Origin of the sequence: Exiguobacterium sp. KKBO11 (assembly GCF_001644945.1) — a bacterium.
Lineage (GTDB): Bacteria > Bacillota > Bacilli > Exiguobacteriales > Exiguobacteriaceae > Exiguobacterium_A > Exiguobacterium_A abrahamii.
Window position 1 is genome coordinate 90,444 of the sequence record NZ_LUCU01000055.1, and the last position, 20,539, is coordinate 110,982.

At 46.5% G+C, this 20,539-nt stretch carries 21 protein-coding genes; 4 read left to right on the top strand and 17 right to left on the bottom strand.

Annotated features, from left to right (window positions below; translation table 11 throughout):
* Positions 1–49 precede the first annotated feature (49 nt).
* The 7 genes from argF to argC are packed head-to-tail and all read right to left on the bottom strand — an operon-like array spanning position 50 to position 9,210.
* Positions 50–979 (bottom strand): ornithine carbamoyltransferase, encoded by a 930-nt coding sequence (gene argF / locus AYO36_RS14525; protein ID WP_064300818.1) that lies wholly within the window; start codon positions 977–979, stop codon positions 50–52.
* Positions 976–4,008 (bottom strand): carbamoyl-phosphate synthase (glutamine-hydrolyzing) large subunit, encoded by a 3,033-nt coding sequence (gene carB, locus AYO36_RS14530; RefSeq protein WP_064300819.1) that lies wholly within the window; start codon positions 4,006–4,008, stop codon positions 976–978. The genes argF and carB overlap by 4 nt, the downstream gene beginning before the upstream one ends.
* Positions 3,998–5,056 (bottom strand): carbamoyl phosphate synthase small subunit, encoded by a 1,059-nt coding sequence (locus tag AYO36_RS14535; protein ID WP_064300820.1) that lies wholly within the window; start codon positions 5,054–5,056, stop codon positions 3,998–4,000. Before AYO36_RS14535 ends, carB begins: the two co-directional genes overlap by 11 nt.
* Positions 5,053–6,198: an acetylornithine transaminase gene (locus AYO36_RS14540; RefSeq protein ID WP_064300821.1), complete on the bottom strand. Its 1,146-nt coding sequence runs from the start codon at positions 6,196–6,198 to the stop codon at positions 5,053–5,055. The genes AYO36_RS14535 and AYO36_RS14540 overlap by 4 nt, the downstream gene beginning before the upstream one ends.
* Entirely contained in the window at positions 6,164–6,937 is a 774-nt protein-coding gene (gene argB / locus AYO36_RS14545) for an acetylglutamate kinase (protein ID WP_064300822.1), read from the bottom strand. The genes AYO36_RS14540 and argB overlap by 35 nt, the downstream gene beginning before the upstream one ends.
* Positions 6,934–8,151: a bifunctional glutamate N-acetyltransferase/amino-acid acetyltransferase ArgJ gene (gene argJ / locus AYO36_RS14550; protein WP_064300823.1), complete on the bottom strand. Its 1,218-nt coding sequence runs from the start codon at positions 8,149–8,151 to the stop codon at positions 6,934–6,936. The genes argB and argJ overlap by 4 nt, the downstream gene beginning before the upstream one ends.
* Before the next feature lie 27 nt (positions 8,152–8,178).
* Positions 8,179–9,210: an N-acetyl-gamma-glutamyl-phosphate reductase gene (gene argC / locus AYO36_RS14555; protein ID WP_064300824.1), complete on the bottom strand. Its 1,032-nt coding sequence runs from the start codon at positions 9,208–9,210 to the stop codon at positions 8,179–8,181.
* Between the two features lie 507 nt (positions 9,211–9,717).
* On the opposite strand from argC, the gene nhaC reads away from it, so the two are divergent.
* Together nhaC and AYO36_RS14565 are read left to right on the top strand one after the other, a co-directional pair.
* Complete coding sequence (nhaC, locus tag AYO36_RS14560; RefSeq protein ID WP_064300825.1) at positions 9,718–11,094, top strand: Na+/H+ antiporter NhaC; 1,377 nt, start codon at positions 9,718–9,720, stop codon at positions 11,092–11,094.
* Positions 11,095–11,352: 258 nt separating this feature from the next.
* On the top strand, positions 11,353–11,562 hold the full coding sequence (locus AYO36_RS14565; RefSeq protein ID WP_023467214.1) for a DUF3006 domain-containing protein: 210 nt from the start codon (positions 11,353–11,355) through the stop codon (positions 11,560–11,562).
* A 91-nt stretch (positions 11,563–11,653) separates the two neighbouring features.
* Here the strand turns inward: AYO36_RS14565 and AYO36_RS14570 are convergent, their stop codons facing one another.
* The 5 genes from AYO36_RS14570 to nfsA all read right to left on the bottom strand — a co-directional run bounded on the left by AYO36_RS14570 (position 11,654) and on the right by nfsA (position 15,652).
* Complete coding sequence (locus tag AYO36_RS14570) at positions 11,654–12,106, bottom strand: hypothetical protein (protein WP_064300826.1); 453 nt, start codon at positions 12,104–12,106, stop codon at positions 11,654–11,656.
* 2 nt (positions 12,107–12,108) lie between these two features.
* Positions 12,109–12,654, bottom strand: a complete 546-nt coding sequence (locus tag AYO36_RS14575; protein ID WP_064300827.1) for a TlpA family protein disulfide reductase — start codon at positions 12,652–12,654, stop codon at positions 12,109–12,111.
* A gap of 148 nt (positions 12,655–12,802) precedes the next feature.
* Positions 12,803–13,513 carry an NAD(P)H-binding protein gene (locus AYO36_RS14580; protein WP_058703648.1) on the bottom strand — a complete coding sequence of 237 codons (711 nt, stop codon included), beginning with the start codon at positions 13,511–13,513 and terminating at the stop codon, positions 12,803–12,805.
* A gap of 156 nt (positions 13,514–13,669) precedes the next feature.
* On the bottom strand, positions 13,670–14,890 hold the full coding sequence (locus tag AYO36_RS14585) for an LCP family protein (RefSeq protein WP_064300828.1): 1,221 nt from the start codon (positions 14,888–14,890) through the stop codon (positions 13,670–13,672).
* Positions 14,891–14,905: 15 nt separating this feature from the next.
* Positions 14,906–15,652 carry an oxygen-insensitive NADPH nitroreductase gene (gene nfsA, locus AYO36_RS14590; RefSeq protein WP_064300829.1) on the bottom strand — a complete coding sequence of 249 codons (747 nt, stop codon included), beginning with the start codon at positions 15,650–15,652 and terminating at the stop codon, positions 14,906–14,908.
* Between the two features lie 144 nt (positions 15,653–15,796).
* Here nfsA and AYO36_RS14595 point away from each other — a divergent pair, with 144 nt between their 5' ends.
* Positions 15,797–16,708, top strand: a complete 912-nt coding sequence (locus tag AYO36_RS14595) for a hypothetical protein (RefSeq protein WP_029340830.1) — start codon at positions 15,797–15,799, stop codon at positions 16,706–16,708.
* Between the two features lie 88 nt (positions 16,709–16,796).
* Here the strand turns inward: AYO36_RS14595 and AYO36_RS14600 are convergent, their stop codons facing one another.
* Complete coding sequence (locus AYO36_RS14600; RefSeq protein WP_064300830.1) at positions 16,797–17,060, bottom strand: hypothetical protein; 264 nt, start codon at positions 17,058–17,060, stop codon at positions 16,797–16,799.
* Positions 17,061–17,209: 149 nt separating this feature from the next.
* Here AYO36_RS14600 and AYO36_RS14605 point away from each other — a divergent pair, with 149 nt between their 5' ends.
* Entirely contained in the window at positions 17,210–18,040 is an 831-nt protein-coding gene (locus AYO36_RS14605; protein WP_231884729.1) for a GNAT family N-acetyltransferase, read from the top strand.
* Here the strand turns inward: AYO36_RS14605 and AYO36_RS14610 are convergent.
* From AYO36_RS14610 to AYO36_RS14625, 4 genes are all read right to left on the bottom strand, one after another.
* Positions 18,029–18,964 carry a hypothetical protein gene (locus AYO36_RS14610; RefSeq protein WP_064300832.1) on the bottom strand — a complete coding sequence of 312 codons (936 nt, stop codon included), beginning with the start codon at positions 18,962–18,964 and terminating at the stop codon, positions 18,029–18,031. The genes AYO36_RS14605 and AYO36_RS14610 overlap by 12 nt on opposite strands.
* Positions 18,965–19,076: 112 nt before the next feature.
* The gene (locus tag AYO36_RS14615) at positions 19,077–19,436 is read right to left on the bottom strand and encodes a hypothetical protein (RefSeq protein ID WP_064300833.1); all 360 of its coding nucleotides are present in this window, start codon (positions 19,434–19,436) and stop codon (positions 19,077–19,079) included.
* A 29-nt stretch (positions 19,437–19,465) separates the two neighbouring features.
* Complete coding sequence (locus tag AYO36_RS14620) at positions 19,466–19,951, bottom strand: GNAT family N-acetyltransferase (protein WP_064300834.1); 486 nt, start codon at positions 19,949–19,951, stop codon at positions 19,466–19,468.
* Positions 19,952–19,966: 15 nt separating this feature from the next.
* Positions 19,967–20,482 carry a GNAT family N-acetyltransferase gene (locus tag AYO36_RS14625; RefSeq protein WP_064300835.1) on the bottom strand — a complete coding sequence of 172 codons (516 nt, stop codon included), beginning with the start codon at positions 20,480–20,482 and terminating at the stop codon, positions 19,967–19,969.
* Positions 20,483–20,539: the final 57 nt, after the last annotated feature.

Sequence of the window (20,539 nt, forward strand, 5' to 3'; positions counted from 1 at the left end):
GCTCAACCAAAAGACTCGGTCGCCAAATTGGCGACCGAGTCTTTTATGGTTATCCAAGTAATGTGACGAGCAACGCTTTTTGTGCGTGGAGGCGATTCTCAGCTTGATCGAAGATGACCGATTGCTTGCCATCGATGACGTCCTCCGTGACTTCCTCCCCGCGATGCGCCGGAAGGCAATGCAAGAAAATAGCTTCATCATTTGCTTGATTCATAATATTGGCATTAACCTGATATCCTTCAAATGCTTGCAGACGCATCGTCGCTTCTTCTTCTTGTCCCATACTCGCGAAGACATCCGTATACACGACGTCTGTACCACTTGCCGCTTCCTCGGGATCCGTCATGACGATGATGTTTCCACCCGTTTCCTTCGCAATGACTTGTGCCTCATGAACGATTTGTGGATCAGGAGCATACGCCTCCGGCGCACAGATGCGAACTTCCATTCCACTGAGCGCTCCACCAATCATCAGCGAATGCGCCATGTTATTTCCGTCCCCGATATATGTCAAAATCTTCCCAGACCGGGTTCCAAATGTCTCTTCGATCGTCAGCAAGTCAGCAAGGACTTGGCACGGATGGTGTAGATCCGTCAATCCATTGATGATTGGAATCGTACCATGTGCCGCAAGTGTGTCGACGATCTCATGACCGAACGTCCGAATCATCAGGGCATCGACGTAACGGCTCATGACTTGAATCGTATCTGAGAGCGGCTCCCCCCGCCCGATTTGCATGTCTGCTCCACTTAGCACGATCGGATGTCCACCGAGTTCGACGACACCCACCTCAAACGATAGACGTGTTCGCGTCGATGCCTTTTCAAACAATAAGGCCACTTTTTTATGGCTTAATGCGTTTTGGTAGACACTCGGCTGATGCTTGATGTCTTTCGCGAGTGCCAACAACTCCGTCAGTGCTTCCGGCGTCAGTTCCGCCATCGTCAAGAAATGCTTTAGTTGTTGCATCGTCTTCATTTTACTTCCTCCTTGATCGGCTCTGTCCATGTATGAAGTGGCTTCACAGCATAAGGGGACTTTTCTGTCGCTTGTAGATGATAATGTGCTAGTTCAGGTTCTGTCAGAACTTGTACCCCGGCAGCAAGCGCTGCTTCGCGACTCGCTTTTTCTTCTGTCACGTGCGAATAGAAAATCGCACATTGTGCCCAGTCAATCGTTTCATCTAATGCTACACCCGTTCCGAAAGCCTCTGTATCTGCTCCAGCAACGATGATGTCTCTCGTCGTCAAATGTCGTTTTGTCGTCTCATCGAAAATGAAACGTTCCAGCGCCAGTCCGTCTGTCGTCCATTGCAGCGTTTCACCTGTCGAACGCATGACGGGACCTGTTTTCGGATCAACACCTTGTAGTTTCAACGTTGAAAAAACAGGGGTCTTGACGGCATGGAAATCAAGTTTCGTCTGTTCCGTTGGTAGTGCGACCGCTTGACCGACCGCTGCTTGGACTGCCCAATGCAAGATCGGTTGACCTGTTACTTTGGCGACGATCGGTAACGTACGGGAGGCACGTGGATTGATTTCTAGCACGTAGACTTGATCGTCATGCAAGACGAATTGGATATTGTACGCTCCTTTATAATCCATTCGTTGCCCGATCATCTGTGCAATTCGCTCGATTTCGCTCTGAACGGTATCGCTGAGCGATACAGGTGGCAGAATCATCGTCGAATCTCCAGAGTGAACTCCTGCCCGTTCCAATTGCTCCATCAAAATCGGAACGTACGTCGTTGTTCCGTCTGTAATGCAGTCGACTTCAATTTCCTTTCCTTGGAGGTAGGCATCCACGAGGACAGGGAATGCTAATTCGGAAACGATCGTCTCTAATTGCTCTTGATCGTGGATGATATGCATTCCCTTACCTCCGATGACATAGGAAGGACGAATCATGACCGGGTAACCGATCGTTGTTGCGACTTCTATCATTTGTTCGTGCGTCGCCACTTCTTGTCCCGGAATACGATCGATACCAATGTCATCTAAAAATTGATAGAACCGCTCACGGTCTTCCATTTGATCGATGACATCTGCCGTCGTTCCGAGAAGATGATAACCGGCTTTCTCCAAACCAGACGCAAGCGCAATCCCTGTTTGTCCTCCGAACTGGACTAAAACGTCTTCGCAATCCTCTGCTTCTAGCACATGCATGACGTCTTCAAGTGTCAACGGCTCGACATACAGGCGATCTGCGACTTCGAAGTCGGTCGAGACGGTCTCCGGGTTATTGTTGATCATGATTGTTTCGTAACCGGATGCTTGTAATGCACGTACCGCGTGAACGGAACAATAATCAAATTCGATTCCTTGACCGATCCGAATTGGTCCCGCACCGATGACAGCAACTTTCTTTTTCGTCGATGCTGTGACTTCCGTTTGACCACTCCAGTTTCCGTAGAAATAAGGCGTCGCACTCTTGAACTCACCTGCACATGTATCGATCATATGATAGACAGGGAGGATGCCTTTTTCTTTACGTAAGTGCTCGATCTCTACAGCACTGACACCCGTCAGAAGCGCAATCTGTTCATCCGTAAAGCCCATCATTTTGGTTTGCTTTAGAGAACTTTCATTCGATACATCGATTTTTTGTTGCTGATCGACAAGACGTTGAAGTACTTTGACGAATAAAGCTTGTACTTTCGTCTGTTCAACGAGTTCTTCGACGGTCGTCTCCTTGCGATCGAGTAGTGCGAGCATCGCAAGCAAGCGACGGTCCGTCGGAGCCTTTATTTCTTTCCACAATACGTCAGCCTCCGCTGTTTTCATCCATGTCGGATAAAGAGGTGATTGCTCAACTCCCGCACCGCGCCACGCCTTTTGTAACGCTTCTTCTAGCGTCTTCCCCATCGCCATGCTCTCACCCGTCGCCTTCATTTGTGTTCCAAGCGTCCGGTTACTGCCGGTAAATAGATCAAATGGGAAACAAGGCACTTTTGCCGTGATATAATCCATCGTCGGTTCAAAACTCGCCATCGTCTCTTTCGTGACAGGATTGATGCAATCGTCGAGTCGCTCACCGAGCGCAAGACGTGTCGCTAATTTTGCGATCGGATATCCCGTCGCCTTGGAAGCAAGTGCCGAAGAACGACTGACACGCGGATTGACTTCAATGACGAAATAACGTTCTTCCGTCGGATGGATCGCGAATTGTATGTTGCATCCACCGATGACACCGAGATGCGATACGATTTTACGCGCTTCCGTCCGCAATTGTTGATTCATTCGATCCGAAATCGACTGAATCGGTGCAAAGACGACCGAGTCCCCGGTATGGACACCGACAGGATCGATGTTTTCCATGTTACAAACGATGATCGTCGTATCTGCGCTGTCACGCATGACTTCGTATTCGACTTCTTTATAGCCAGCGATACTCACTTCAACTAAACACTGTGAAATTGGACTCGCTTGTAAGCCGTTCTGCGCTAACAGACGTGCCTCGTCCTTCGTCACTGCGATTCCGCCGCCCGTTCCACCGAGCGTAAAGGCTGGTCGGATGACGAGTGGTACCCCGTGTACTGCCATGAATTCCTCAAGCTCTGCTAACGACTCGATCGTTTGACTTTCCGGGAGCGGTTGCGCGAGTTCGATCATCTTTTGCTTGAATCGTTCACGATCTTCTCCGTCTCGGATCGTCTCAAGCGAAGTTCCTAGAAGTTCGACACCGTATTGTTCAAGTACGCCTGCTTCTTCGAGTGACATCGCAAGATTGAGTGCCGTTTGACCGCCGACCGTCGCTAGGAGATGGGATGGTCGATCTTGTTCGATGATGGCCGTTGCTTTTTCAAGAGTCATCGCCTCAATATAGACATGATCTGCCGTGCTCGGATCCGTCATGATAGTAGCCGGATTCGAATTCATTAAGATGACCTCGCATCCCGCTTCTCGAAGCGCCTGACAGGCTTGTGTGCCGGAATAATCAAATTCTGCTGCTTGCCCGATGACGATTGGACCCGAACCGATGACGAGTACTTTCTGTTTATCCCACATATGCTACCTCCTGATGTAATACGCTATTTACGAATTGATCGAAGACGACCATCGCCTCTGTTGGTCCTGGGCTCGCTTCTGGGTGAAACTGGACTGTCATGATTGGCAGAGCCGGATGAATCAATCCTTCAACGGACCCATCATTGATGTGTTCGTACGCAAGTTCCATCTCAGACGCTTCGATGCTTTTAACATCAACGGCATAGCCATGATTCTGAGATGTCATGAACACTTGCCCGGATGCTAGATGACGTACGGGATGGTTCGCTCCTCGGTGTCCATGATGTTGTTTTAATAAGGTACAACCAAACGCATGAGCGAGAACCTGATGTCCCATACAAATACCAAGTGTCGGATAGCTCGTCGCCAGTTCATGGATTCCTGAAAGGAACGGGTCTAGTTGCGTCGGATCACCAGGTCCGTTGGAAAACAGTAGACCATCTGGCGCCAGCGCTTGAATCCGTTCCGGTGTCGTATCATATGGCACGACCGTTACACGCATATGGCGTTCAAGCAAAGCATCAATCATCGATTGTTTCACGCCGTAATCGATACAGACGATGTGCCCCTGTTCGACTTCCGGTACGTATTCGATGTTTGAAGTCGTTGATACGGAAGCGATGTATGCTGTGTCGATTGACGCAGTGACAGTCATATCTACTTGCATCATGTCACCGAATTGATCGCCTTCCGTCCGTAATAGATGCACAAGAGAACGCGTATCGACTCCCGACAAAATCGGCACATTTGCTTCACCCAACCAACTCGAGAGCGATGTTCCTTCCCCGTCCTCAGCCAAAGTTTGAACGATGACACCAGCGACTTGAATCTGGTTGCTTTCTGACGCTTCCGCTTGAATACCGTATTGACCGATCAACGGGTATGTGAAGACAAGAATTTGTCCTTGATAAGATGGATCCGTCAAGACTTCCTGATATCCTGTCATTCCTGTAAAAAAGACGACCTCTCCTTTGACTGGAGCTGTTCCTTGCCACGAACCGGTAAACGTCGTTCCGTTCGCAAGCGTTAGTTTTCCGGATTGTTTCATACGATGACCTCCTGTTGACAAACGAGTTGTATTTTTTCGATGGCGTCCATGAGTTCCTGTTCCGTTACGAACAATGATGGCAATAAGCGAATGACATGAGGACCAGCCGATACGACGAGAAGACCATTCTCACGTAAGGCGTCAATCAGCGGTGCAACAGGCATCACACACTCGATACCAATCATCAAGCCACGTCCACGAATAGAACTCACGATCGACTTGGGTAATTTATTTTCTAGTTGTTGACGTAAATATTCGCCTTTTCTTTGAACGTCTGCCATGACAGTGTCATTTAACAAAAGGTCAAGTGTGGCTTCCGCAGCTGTCATCGCGAGTGGATTTCCACCAAAGGTCGAACCATGCGATCCAGGTGTGAATACTTCCGCCGCCTCCTCCGTCGCGAGTAACGCACCAACCGCGAGTCCACTTCCAAGTCCTTTCGCAAGAGTGATGATATCCGGTACGAGGGGTGTCTGCTCAAATGCAAAACGAGATCCCGTCCGACCGATGCCGGTCTGTACTTCGTCGACGATGATTTTGACATCGTATTGTTGCGCCTTCTTCATCAACGCTTCTAGCCACGCATCGTCGGCGACGACGACTCCGCCCTCTCCTTGAATGATTTCGAGCCATACGGCAGCAGTTTGCTCCGTAATCGCTGATAGGCTCTCCATCTCGTTAAACGATAGATGTTTGAAGCCATTCACCATCTCACCGTATCCCGCTTTGATTTTCTCCTGTCCTGTTGCGCCCATCATCGCAAATGTCCGCCCGTGGAAAGATTGTTTAAATGTGACGACTTCCGTTTTCCCTGTCCATTTTCGAACGAGTTTGTACGCCGCCTCGTTTGCTTCCGCACCACTATTACAAAAGAAGGCATGACTGAGATGACTGTTTTCCGTCAGTCGCTCGGCGACCCGCTCTTGTGCCGCGATTTGAAACAGATTCGACGTATGCCAAATTTGATTCAATTGTTCCTCTAGCCGTTGCTGAATATAAGGATGACGGTGTCCTGTGTTGCATACAGCGATTCCCATGATGAAATCAAGATACGTCTTGCCTGTCGCATCTTCTACGATCGACCCTTGTCCTTTGACCAATTCCACATCAGTACGTTGATAAGTGGGTAGTAGTGCACTCATGTAATTCCTCCTTGATTCGTGTCCCTGCAGCTAACGCATTTTTCCCAGACCGAATGACGACCTCTGGAATACCATGCTGAGTGGCCTGCATCATCGCTTCGACCTTCGGAATCATTCCTCCGTAGATTTCCCCCGACGCTATCGCAGCTTCGATGGCTGCAGACGTGATTTCTGATTGATAGTCACCGTTTACTTTTACACCCTCAACATCCGTCAACAATTCAAATCGGTCGACAGACCAAGCCTTCGCGACAGCAATGGCGCACGCGTCCCCGTTACTGTTCAATACACCTTGTTCTCCTGTGACAAGGGATGTGACGACAGGCACATAACCATTCGTACTCAACACCGTGAATAATCGTGGATGAATGTGCGTGATCTGACCGACTGCCCCGAGTCCTTTGACTTTTTTACCATGGACGCTTGCTCCGTCTAACCCGCTCATCCCGACGGCAGGAATCCCTGCTTGATTCAACTGCTGGACGATCCCGGATTGGACTTCCCCTGCTAAGATCCGTCGTGCCCCGAGTAAGACACCATCCGTCGTCACACGGACACCGTTTCGAAACACGGGTTTGATTCCCTCTTGTTCACAGTAACTCGATAGAAGAGGACCGCCCCCATGGACGATCAATAATTCGTTACCGGTTTCGACCCACGCTTTCCATTCCTCGAAATACCGAGCATCCAGTTGCTCCCACACACTACCACCTAGTTTGATGACTTTTCGTTTCGTCATGTCCGGTAACTCGCATTGATTTTGACGTAATCGTACGTCAGGTCACAGCCGTAAGCGTGTCCTTGTCCTACTCCATCATGCAAATCAATGTGAATCTGTACCTCCTGCTGTGCTAGATCCTGCGATGCAATCGTTTCATCAAATAAAGCAGGCATGCTCTGTTGCAACACCCACTGCGAACCAATTTTGATGTCAACGTTTGATACATCGAGTGGCTCCTTGATACTTCCGACAGCAGCGATAATTCTTCCCCAGTTCGCATCTTCCCCAAAGATGGCTGTTTTGACGAGAGACGATCCGACGACTTGTTTGGCGACCATCCGTGCTACTTCATCGGTTTGTGTTCCCTCTACCGTCACTTCGATCAACTTCGTCGCACCTTCACCGTCCCGCGCAATCTGTTTCGCTAAATCTTGACAAACCGTTTCGACGGCCTGTTCGAATGCCACTGCTTCTTCTGTCCCTTCAAGAATCGTTGCTCCTCCTGCAGCTCCACTTGCTAGAATCATGACCATGTCATTTGTCGAACTATCGCCGTCTACGGTAATGCAGTTGAACGTCCGATGAATCGTCCGGCGCAACAGTGTCTGTAAGACATCCGGTTCAATCGTTGCATCGGTCGTCAAGAAACCAAGCATCGTTGCCATGTTCGGATGAATCATCCCTGATCCTTTCGCCACGCCACAGACTGAAATTTGGACATCCCCTTGCATGTATTGTTGACCAGCTGTTTTCGTACCAGTATCGGTCGTCAGGATCGCATGAGCAAAATCATCCGCGGCATCCTTGTCATTTGTAGGCATCAGCTGTGGAATACCTGCCAGTAACGTATCAATGGCTAACGGTTGACCGATTATCCCTGTTGAAGCAATCGCGACTTGTTCTGGAGCAACATTTAAACTTTTCGCCATCGCTTGTTGCGACATATACGCATGGGATAACCCTAGTTCCCCTGTACACGCATTCGCGTTCCCGCTGTTGACGAGGACGGCATGAATACGTCCTTGTGACGCCTGAATCGCTTGTTTCGTCACAGTGATTGGTGCTGCTTGCACCTGATTCGTCGTATAGACAGCTGCAGCGCTTGCTCCTGCTTCACACCAGATCAGACCTAAATCCTTCCGCTTTCGTTTCAGACCCACATGAATTCCCGATGCTTGAAATCCCTTCGGTGTCGTGATTGTCAATGGGGTCTCTACTTGTACTTGCCACACAGGCGTTCCTCCTCTTTTTTCTCTTGATTAAATGTAGATCGGCTGTTGCGTTAAACCGGATGTCTCATCAAAACCAGCTAGAATGTTGGCATTTTGAACGGCTTGTCCGGCAGCTCCTTTTTGCATGTTATCGATGACTGAAACGATGGTCATTCGCCCTGTCCGATCATCCTTATAAACGGTCAAATCACAGTGATTACTCCCGACGACGGATTTGATTTCCGGATCAGCCTGTTGGATTCGGACGAATGGTTCCGTTGCATACTGGTCCGTCAACCAGGATCGCCACTCCGTTTCCGATAAATCAATCAACGGCTGAACCGTCATAATCGCCATGATGCCTCGATTGATCGGTAGTAGTTGAGTCGAGAACGTAATCGGATGCGATGATCCGGTCCATTCGAAAAGCGCCTGCTCAATTTCCGGGATGTGCTGATGCTGATTCACTTTATACAAGCGAACGTTTTCGCTTGAATGGACATGATGCGTTTGTGCCGTCAACGTTTTCCCTGCTCCCGTCAGACCAGAAGAAGCTTGAATGATGATTTGAGATGGATCGATTTTTTTCTCTTTTAAGAATGGTGTTAGTCCAAGCAAAACTGCTGTCGCGTAACAGCCTGGATTCGCAATCCATTTGCTCGCTGTAACAGCTTGACGATTCCATTCTGGTAATCCATAAGTTGCTCTTTGTTGTAACTGGGCATCAATGGGTTCCTTGTCATACCACGTTGCATATGCTTCAGCTGGAAGTCTCAAATCGCCACTTAAATCAATGACGTAACCGGACCAGTTTTGAAGTTGTTCTAAGTAATGCTTCGAAATCCCACTCGGTGTCGCTAAGAACACCATGTCCGTCTCGGTTTCCATCAAATGCTCCACCGAAAAGGAAGATAACGAGGAATATGTTTTTTTATTCATAAATGGGAATACGTCATGCATGGATTCCCCCGCCATCGAGTCACTCATCAAACAGATGATCTCAAATGAAGGATGTGATTCTAGTAGGCGAATCAGTTCAATTCCGGTGTATCCTGTTGCTCCGATGATGGTACATTTCATATCTGTACGCTCCCCTTCAAAGAATGTTATACCGATTTAAACATATGTATATTTATACTGTCAATTGAATTTTTATTAGTTTTTATACAAAAAAAGAAGCGTTGAAGCGATTGTCTTCTATAAGACAGTCCCTTCAACGCTTCTTTTACACGCATCTACTTAACGCTTTTCCGCACGTTGCGCTACGACATGATCAATCCCAAATACGCCTGCACCCATGATCGCGACTACTACTACAAAAATCAATGTAAACATATGTATCCTCCTCATCGTTCACAAAAATGTCATTTGATACTTCTTATTGTGCAAGATTTGAGCTAAAAAAGAAAGCGTTTACGACAAAAAATCGTCACAACTTCGATTTTTTATATTTTTCATCGACACTCTTATGGTTGACGTCCTCCATAATATTCGTTAGTATTACGTTTGTTCAATGCTTTTGTGCATAAAAGCGTGTTAGTAACAGAGCGTTATCATACTTTCATATTCATATAAGGAGGTGGAAGCATGCGCATGTCATTCCGTGAATCCGCAGCTATCCTAGGAATCAGTATCATCATCTTATTGTCCGCGTTATTCGGTGCTAAAGCCGAACCGCATCTTGCCATCTTGTCTAGTCTTATTTTCGTCTCAGGATATGCCGTTTACCGCGGCTTTAAGTTCGAGGACGTCGAACACCATATGATTCAAGGTATTCGTGAAGCGATCAAACCGATCCTGATCATGTTGCTCGTCGGTATGACGATCGCGGTCTGGATGATGAGTGGCGCAGTGCCGACCCTTCTTCATTTTGGGTTATCTACCCTTTCAGCGACTTGGTTCGCACCGAGCGCTCTTCTGATCGCGATGGTCGTCTCGACCTTTACAGGCAGTTCGTTTACAACGATTGGTACGGTCGGTGTTGCCTTGATGGGAATCGCGATCGCACTGGGCGTTAATCCTGCGCTTGCAGCAGGTGCCATCATCAGTGGAGCTTGTTTCGGAGATAAGATGTCACCTTTATCAGATACGACGAATTTCGCGCCCGGAATCGTCAATGTGTCTGTGTTCGATCATATTCGTTTCATGATGGGAACGACGATTCCCGCTATCACGATCACATTTATCTTATTCTTCATTTTCGGACGTAGTAGTGGAAATGTCGATTCGTCTGCTGTTCAAACGACACAACAAGAGTTAGCTCGTTTGTTCGACTTGTCACCTTGGACATTGCTTTCACCGTTGCTCGTCATGGTATTAGCATTACGTAAGATGCCGGTCGTTCCAACACTTGTTGCTGGCGTTTTAAGTGGATTGTTGTTAACAGGTCTTGTACAAGGAAACTGGAATATCTCGAACTGGATGGCCGTCATTCAGAACGGATTAAAACTAGAATCTTCTAGTGAGACGGTCACATCCATCATTAGTAAAGGTGGATTGCAATCGATGATGTGGTCGGTGTCGCTCGTCATGCTCGCCCTTGCGTTCGGTGGTGTCTTACGTGGCATCGGTGTCATTGACGTGGTCATTGAACGGACCGTTTCTAAACTAAAACGTGATGGTAGCATCATTTCATCCGTCGCCTTATCGTCTATCGGTGTAAACTTGATGGCTGGAGAACAATACTTGTCCATCTTGCTTCCGGGTCAAGCATTCAAGAAAATCTTTGAAGAGCGTCAGATTGATCCGCGCTTCCTCTCTCGTTCACTCGAGGATGGAGGAACACTCGTCAATCCGCTTATTCCGTGGGGTGTTTCTGGGGCGTTCTTCGCTTCGACACTCGGTGTCCCAGTAACAGCATACGTTCCGTTCGCATTCTTTTTACTCCTTTCACCATTGTTTACGTTTTTACTCGCATTTCTTCGTCCAACGAAAATCGAAACAAAACAATCTCTCGCTTCTTGAGCCTATTTCATTTTAAAGATCCGATATGTCCTATCGGGTCTTTTTTTCTTTCCAATATCTCCTTTATTTCCTGTTAAATACGTCAGATTTAAGACGAAAACGGCTTGGAATCACGTTTTTTTAAAGAATCATGTGTAAAGATGAAATGAACTGGGAATATACCAAACATAAGATTAAAAATTACAGAGAATGATAGAGAGAGAGTACGTTCCTGATCGACCGAGGGATGACTTCGATGTAATTGTGGGAGGAGTTAATATGATCAAACGTGGTACGCTGGAGCGACTTGACGGCAAGTATGCTGTCCTACTATGGGAAAATGGTTCAAGTTTCATTCCACGACGTTATTTACCACCTGAAGCAAGGTTAGGCGATACGATTATTTTTGACGGTACAACCTATACGTTAGATGTCAGTAATTCATCACCCTCTTCCTTTCAAACATTTTCGTTTCGGCAAATGGGTTGATGATCGATAAAAAGCCATTCCGTATCATGCATTGACTATGGAGAAGGAATTTCTCTCATCAGTCTTTCATGAAATGAATGGCTTTTTCGCTTTATCTACGCACATATAGGGAGTGACCATCACACGATGGACAAGGAAAGTGATCAATATCGGATATTTCGATTCGTTCCAGTTCCGTCTGATCATGTGGGCATTCGTAAAGTGGTTGAACGACATCTAGTTGCAAAAATAGGGCACACCAAAATCGATTCGAAAATCGGTGACAAGTCGGACAGTAGTATAAATCCAATTGATACGGTACCCAACCATCCGCTAATTCCTCCTGATGGAGTTGATAGTGCTGAATTAATCGAAATCGATTCCAGTCGTCTACATACGTCCGCTGTAAAATCGGTTCATGCATCGACGGAACGAACCAAAGCGGGAGACCTGTCATGAACGCTTCGACCCCTTGCGTCAAGACAGCAGGAAATGTCGGCCAACCCTCTAGTTGACCGAGTTGGAATGTTTGTTGAAAGGAGCAGTTGCGGCATAGGAGTTCCATTGTCATCCTCCTGTTCGTTTCACCATCTCTTTTAACATCTGTTCCGTTACAGGACCGATGTGTTTCGAAAGAATCGTTCCTTTCCGGTCTAATACATATGTTGCTGGCATTGCTACGAGACGATAAGCATCTTCTGACGTTCCCTTTCGGTCATATAACACAGGGTATTCAACAGGTGTCTGCTTCAGAAAATCAGCAACATCCGAAACACGTCGTTCTGATGTCGTGACATTGATTCCGTAGACGGGTATATCTGTATGTCGTGCAAAGGCATTTAGTTCTGGAATCTCTTGTTTACACGGTGGACACCACGTTGCCCAAAAATTAATGACAAAGACATCATGATTGATTTCGTCTAGATCGACAGTTTTTCCTTCTTGACGCAAGGATAGATTCGGGGCTTTCATCCCGACTTCGAGACCACCTTGTGATGCTTGTTTTTGTTGTTGCTCCACTTTTTTTTGTTTTGCATCATATGTTTGATAACTTTGATAGGCAATGCCGATAATAGCAATCGCTAGGATCAGATAGATCAACGGTTTTTTCACATCTAACCCCCTCCTTCTTTGTTCAGTGTAGCAGACTTCCTCTTTTCGACTATCTACTTTTATCAACAAAAAAGCGAACTCTTCCGTCTTATACGCGGAAATGAGTTCGCTTTATTTTAGAGAATTCACGTTTTAACGAGACAAACGGTTAGTTAAAACGTGGTAATTGTTTTTTGACTTGACGGTTATCTTTAACGCTACCTACAGCTTCCGCTCCCCCTAAGGCCTCATTCAAGGATGTCTTTCCTTCCTTGACTTCTAGACGTCGATTGAATACCGATCGATTATCGACAGAAGCAACGAGGATCGATGCGACATCCGTTTCCGAAATCGTCGCGTCCTTCGTGTCCTTCAAATCTTCATCGGCTTCAATCAAGCCACGCCCTTCACCTGTTGTGATAGAAACTGGACAAATGATCGTATACGTCAAACCACTATGTTCAATCTGTTCCTCTGCTGCATTCTTAGCAGCATAGAACGGATAGACATCTTTCTTGAATTGCTCAGGTCGATCTGCACCATAAGCGCTCAGTAGCACGAAATGACGTACTCGCGCTTTTTTAGCTGCATCAATTGTTTTCAAAGCGACTGTTCGATCCAGCAGTTCGATTTCAGTTGCTTCGCCGTCTACTCCTGCGGTCGCCGCACAAATGACTGCATCCTGCCCTGCGACTCCGTGCTCAATGACTTTTTCGAGTTCTGTTTCGATATCGACGTAATGCGCCTTGACACCGAGTTTTTCGAATCGTTCCACCAGATGTTCATGACGAACGATGACCGTGACCTGATGACCCTTGGCAAGCGATTTGACGACGCGCGCTCCAATCGTACCGGATGCACCTACGACTAGTACTTTCATATGGGGGGTCCCTCCTCGATAAGTTAGTCACCTTCGTGGAATGTCATGATGTCATGTCCAAAAATCGTCGATTTCAGAGATAACCTAAAACAATCCACCAAAGGAGCAACGTACATCAATTTATACCCGCAATGACCGGAAGGAAACCCCTCCCCTTTAGTTCTTCAATGTGCCATAAAACGTCGTATCGAGCTGATCACGTAGTTCTTGCAGTGCCTTCTCATTCGGTAAGTCATAGAAAATCCCGTTCAGTCGTTGGCTGACGGCTTCGATTTCATAATGTTTTCGTTCTGACATCAAGGCAATCGATAACCCCGCCGTTGCCATCTCGCGGACACTTAAATCAAGGTTCATCTCTTCTTTCATATACGTGTGCGCTGCTGGAATTTTCGACCATCCAGTCGGCTTCATCAAGTGTGTCGCGACGGCTTGGATGACTTCCGACTGACGATTCGCGCGCGCTCCGTCATTATCCGTTTTTCGATGTCTCGAATAGGCAAGTGCCATCGCACCATCCATATGATATTCCTTCCCCTTTTGGAATGAATACTGATTTGCTTTCCCACTCGCATCCTGCTCGGAGAACGTTCCTGTCGAGACAAGGTCGATTCCGCCGATTTGATCCACTAATCCGATGAAACTATCGAAGGAGATGACGATCTTTCCATCGATTTCTTCATCAAGTAGACCCGAAACAGCATCTTGCGTACATTCTTCTCCACCGAAGGCAAAGGCATGTGTGATTTTATCCTTCTTTCCATTCTCACAGGAAATCGGTGTATACGTGTCTCGAGGAATCGACGTCAACTGAATCGTTCGAGAAAGTGGAATGAATTGCATGACCGACAGGGAGTCTGAACGTGATCCACGCAACGATTCTCCAGGTCGTGCATCACTACCAATCAACAAGAACGTGAATGGTTGTGAAGCAAAAAGAACGAATGCGATGAGCAACAATAAAAATAGTCCAAGAAGCTTTCGTTTAAAACGACGTTTTTTCTTGATTTTTTTAGGATGAGCTTCGCGTGAAGAGACATCAGGAGTCTGCTGTACCGATTGCTCTGATCGCCCCGCCTTCCTCGAGCGTCTCGAGCGTTCCCGATTAGCAAACAACCGTGATCCGGCACTCCCGATCATCTGTGCGACCTGTTTAAGCATGCCGCTCCCGGAACGACGCGATGTACTTTTTCGATCTCGCGGTTGCTCTTCGACATACCGATGATACGTAGCCGGTTCTTGCTGCTTCTCAAAGGATTGTTGAGAAAATGATTCGTCCGGCGCGTACGCTTTCGAAAAAGCTTCTTCTTGTCTAGCTTGCTCTTCTAACTGCATACGTCGTCGCTCCAAGCGAGAGCGGTGTGGTTGATGTTCTGGCATTCATATACCTCCGTATCAATCTTTTGCGATCTGTTTCTCTTTCAAGAACTCGCGGAGATACGTCCGTTTCGGTTCGTGCATCGAGGCAGCCATCTGTTTGACCCACCCTTCTGTCCGTTGACCACCGGTCCGTTCTCCGTAATACGATGACGTTGACTCTTCGTATCCTGTCAGTAACTCACGCATCGTATCGTCATCAGTATACGTATTCCGGTGGAAGACCGCATCCATCGGAAGGCGGGGTTTTTTACCCGGTTGTTGATCTGGAAGACCGACCGCGACTCCAAATAATGGTACGACGTGATCTGGAAGTTGTAAGAGTTCGCTGACACGACGAGCATCATTTCGTAGTGAACCGATGTAGACCGTTCCGTAGCCGAGCGACTCGGCAGCTACGACTAAATTTTGAGCGGCAAGTCCCGCATCGACAGCCCCTACGACAAGCGCTTCCGTCGTCTCGATCGTCCGGCTCACGTCGCCTCCTGCTAGTTCTGCCGCTAACGTATGTTTGTGGTAATCCATACAAAAGACGAAGAAGTAACTGTTTTCTGCCACATATTGTTGACCACTTGCAACGTCGACTAATTGTCGTTTCAATCCTTCATCTTCGACACCGATGATTGCATAAGCTTGCTGATAAGAGGATGTCGAGGCAGCCTGTGCGGCTTTTATGAGTGTTTCAATCGTCTCTTCGTCTAATTGATGTTGTTTGAATTTCCGGATTGACCGGTGGTTGAGTAAATGTTGAATGGTTTCATTCATGTGTAATCGTCCCCTTCTGTAATGAGTCTTCTTATTTAAGATAGTCGTCTCTGACTAAAAAGCGCAAATGAAGAGGTTCGGTTTATGAAAAAAGCGGGAATTGAATAGTGTTGTACTGTGCTTTTCTTGCGAAGGAGGGCGATCATGAGAATACGGAAACTGCGACTCTTACTAGAACAATATGGCGATACGACCCTTCGCGATATCATCGTCGAAATCTATCGTCAACTCCCGAGACAAGTCATCGAAGAGAAAGAGTTTGACGCCATGTTGACACAGTTCATGAAGTATAAGGATTTGCAAAAAGAACAGGAACAACCGACCGTCGAACAGACGATTGCTCAGACGGAACGGTTTATTCAATTAGCATACGATCTCCAGTACCTTGAGCCGAATCCGATCGTACCGCTTCGCGAACAAAAGAATTGGTATATCACCGCCAAACGCCTGCTTAAGCATTTACGCCACTATGCTCATCGTAAAAACGGAACCCGTATTGCCTTTGAGGAATTTTTCTTTCTTCTTTCGTCGGCTGCCGGGGAAGAACCTTTATTTTTAAGTAATGATCCGTTTCGATTATTGAAAGTCTCGCAAGTCGATTTTTTTCAAGAATTAGTCGGCTATTATAAAAATGATAGTCATGGTGTCGAATGGATGGAACGCGCCCTCTATACAGCGTTGAAGGTTCCGATGGACGTCGATACTGAGCGCAGTGATCTTTTGCTTGCTGTACTTGCCCATTGCGAGAAACCAGAACATCAAGAAGCATATATCCATTGTTTGAACGCGCATGCAAAAAAACTACAGTCGCATGTTCGGATTGATGCAGACGCTTTATCCACCTATCAAGAAATTCGTTTCGCAGAGCTACATGCTCTCATTTCCTTACGCGCGTTAGAACGAGCGGAGACGATGCTGTTCACTGAATACATCCCATATTTTTCGCATCGCTCGACTCCGTTTCGTTATTATCTCGATCTCCTCGAACGAGCCGGACTCGAACAAGAACACGAACGAATGGCACGCGTTGGTCGAAAAAAACGAATTCATTTCTAAGAGTAGATTCTTCTTGTTCACACGTAGTAGACAATAAAAGGCAAGTGACGATGGATTCGTCACTTGCCTTTTATTAGTCAGATTCATTTCAATCGGAGGCATTGACGATGCCAAGTCCGACTGTTGCGAGTAATGCAATACAAGCGAATAGGAATGCCATGTCGTTCGGTGAATCGAATCCTTCATAAATCGGTTCCTTCCGATCAACGATGATATGATCCTCCGCGCCGTAATTCCCATATGTCGTCGAACTGCTTACACCCGGTCCATCGTGATCACGCGCTTCGGCTACCAATATATCCGCGCTGAGTAACCAGCCCGATAAACCGATGACGATCCAGAGATACTTCATGATAATTTTGCCTCGATTCTTTCTTATCTTCAGGAATCCATCTACTTTTTGTTTGAAACAGAAGATATAAATACCTTTTATTTCCTGTAATATAAAAGCAAGATATTTTCAACTTCACTTTGCTAAAGGAGGAACTTAATTTGCCTATTGTGTATTACGATCAATTGTCTCATGTTCAAAGGCGACACGTCCATCAACTTCTACAGTACCATCAAAAGGCACATGATTTTTCATTTTTTCAGCCGCTTGAAGATTGTCAATGGGTCTACCTCGAATCCGGTCAGGTGAAAGCGACGCTTGGATATCATGTCGTGCATGACGTCGTTCACTTTATGAACGGCGCCTTCCTTGATATCAAAGCCTTTCGTAGTCTGGCTATTTTGCTACACTTACATGCCGTTCGACAAGGATGCCGGCATATTCATGTACAAGTCTCTCCGCCGCATGATCTTTCTCTAACTTCGATTTGGAAAGAGCTTGGTTATAGTTTATATGCCGAACAGTTTCGTTTAATTGGCCTCTCAGAGGGACAGCCTGCTACGCTGCGTTTGAAAGCTGTTCATGCACAGAATCAAGATACTTACCTTGCACTTCGTAACGATGCCCTTCAAGGAACACATCACTTTTTTCCTTATCAGGTATCTGATTTAGACAAGTTGATTCAACGAAAAGCGATTCCTTACTTAGTCTATGATAAGCAACTAATCGTCGGTACACTATTATTTCAAAAGCAGGGACAGAATATTCGTCTTCTTGAAATCACGTGCCTACCTGAACTGAGACGTCAAGGATACGGTAGCCGCATCCTCCATGCATTTCAAGAAAAGTTAAGACGTGCAAACATCCAGACGTTTGAAGTCTTTTTTCTCTCAACACAACAAGATGTATTACGCCTGTATCAGCCCTCGATGTTTTGCGATATCCAGTTAACCTCTCATTGGCATACGTTCAGTACGGATCAGCCTCCGTTAATCATTTAGGCGATTGACGATTCCCTTGTATTCAGGCAACACATACTCCTCATCCATTTCTCGAAAATCAACATGACCCGTTTTACGAAGCACTAGCCCCATCTCGTATAACTGTTCGATATAGGCATCTCCCCATGTCAAGGCAAGTCCGGGTTGGTGGTTATGAAAAGCAAGCAAGGCATCTTCAATAATTTCAGAAGCAATGGATGCTTGCATCACACGGTTCAATAAAGATTGGAACAGTACGGTTTGCCGTCCGATCAGCGCATAAAACGGGAAATAATGTTTAGCATAAACAAACGTCGGCAAATAGGCATCCGCCTTAATCGTCTTTAGTAGCAATGGTGAAGCGGGACGTTGTAATCGTTCTGCAAGTCCAACGGTCGCCTTGCATTCGCACAGCTGATCAAGCACTCGAATCGTCAACTCTTCTTCGATATCGAGCAATAAGACGAGATCCAGCAGATTCAATTCATGCGTCTCCATGAATTGATCACTGCGTTGAAGATGCATCGTATAAGTAAAGTCCAGCTTTTCAGCAACAAGTGCCCACAACTCGGAATGGCGCGCCGCATATAGACCTACCGGAAAGTGAAGGGGTTGGCGGACGATCGAGCGATGCCCTTCAAGTGTATAGACTTGATTGACGTCCAGACCGTCTGCTAGCAGCATTTCGAGTAACTGCTGACGATTTTGACACGTGACGAGTGTTTGAAACAGACGATCAACCTCGACGAGTGGTTGTTTCATTTCAAGCGCTATTTTCAAATGAGCAGGTGAATCCTGCTCTAGCGCACGCTTAATGAATTGTAAGGCCTGTTGTTCCGCATCGTTCAGTTGGGCAACATGTGTCCGAAACATTTCGATGTCAAGTTCCCGGAAGGCTTGTAACGCCGGTGCAATTGATTGATTTTTTATAAAGGGTTTCCACATGATTCCCTCGACCTCCTCATTCCAGTATCTCTTCGTAGTGTACGCAATATCCTATCGTCTTGAAAGCAAAAAATGGAGAATCTTCCGTCGTTTCAGGAAGATCCTCCACTTTTTATTTTTTACCAACTTTTAAATGAGCGTTTCGAAAGACAGCATCTTGTTTTCCTGTCTTTTCAACACTTGTTCCGACAGACCCCAGGTATTCGAGTTCATCCTTTGGTTGAATGAACTCGTATGTGATGGCAGGTTCGCCCCGAAGTCGAACGTGTATGATTTGTCGATGTCGTAAAGAGAATGATGCGCGCACTTCAAGAAAGGAGGAAGCTGATAAATCATGTTGCCGCTCTAAAATCGTCATCAACTCTTTTTCAGAGTCACGATAGTTTCCCTGCAATTGAGCATACGAAATACCGACTCCTAAAGATAGGATGCCAATTAGACTAAGAGCGAAAATGACCAGCACTTTCTTCATGACTGATCCACCTCCGAAAAAAGTTCATTCTACTTATTCATCGGTTCATCCATCGTTGACGTGAAGTCTTTTTTCGAATCCTTTACGTGAAACTGCATGTCCACATGTGGAATATCATCTTCTAAATAAGGTTCGGATACGGTTTCGAAACCAAACGATCCGTAAAACCCTTCTAGGTGTGCTTGTGCCTGTAAGTAGATCGCAGCTTCTTTCTGCAAATGAACCATCGCTTTCTCCATCATTTGTCTCGCTAACCCAACCGACCGGTGTGCACGATGAACGGCTACCCGTCCAATCGCTATTCCTTTTGTCGGATGATCGTATATCCGAAGACATCCGACGATTTGACCGCTCTCACTCCGTACGACCAGGTGCGTCGCTTGTTGATCTTGATCATCTAGCTCCGGATACGCGCACTCCTGCTCGACGACGAAGATATCCGTGCGTAATTTCAAAAGTGCATATAAGGTATCAGGTGTCATGTGATGAAAAGACTCGAATTCAAATTCGTACATAAAAAGCTCTCCTCTTTAGTTACGACAAAGTCGTGATAATTGTCCTGCGTAGATCGTGACGGGAATACCTCTAAAAATCGTATCTTTTTCCCAGTTCAGCCCGTTGGCACGAGCGACATTTTGCGAAGCACGATTATCGGGATGAATGATCGAGATGATTCGATCATGCCCTCGGTTGAACGCCTCCATCATTAGTTGTTTCGCTGCTTCACGACCATAACCGACTTTCCAGTGCTTCGGTTCAAGCCAATAACCGACTTCTAATTCTTCAATTCCATCCACTTCCTGCATCAATAATCCGGCGAAACCAATCGGTTCATTCGTTTCTTTTTTGAACAACAGTAAAAAACCAGTTTGTCGTTCATCCGAGTATCGCTCCAATTGCCGTTCGAACCACTCTCGTGCTTCATCTTCACTCAGGGCAGTACCTCCATTGATATAACGCATGACTTGCTCATTTTGGACAAGCGACTTATAAAAACTGAAATCCTCTTCTTCGAACGGTCGCATCCATAAACGTTCACTTTCCATCGTCATCGCCTCCTTCTATACTTCTCTTTTCCCGAGTTCTTTTCGCTTCATTCCTCT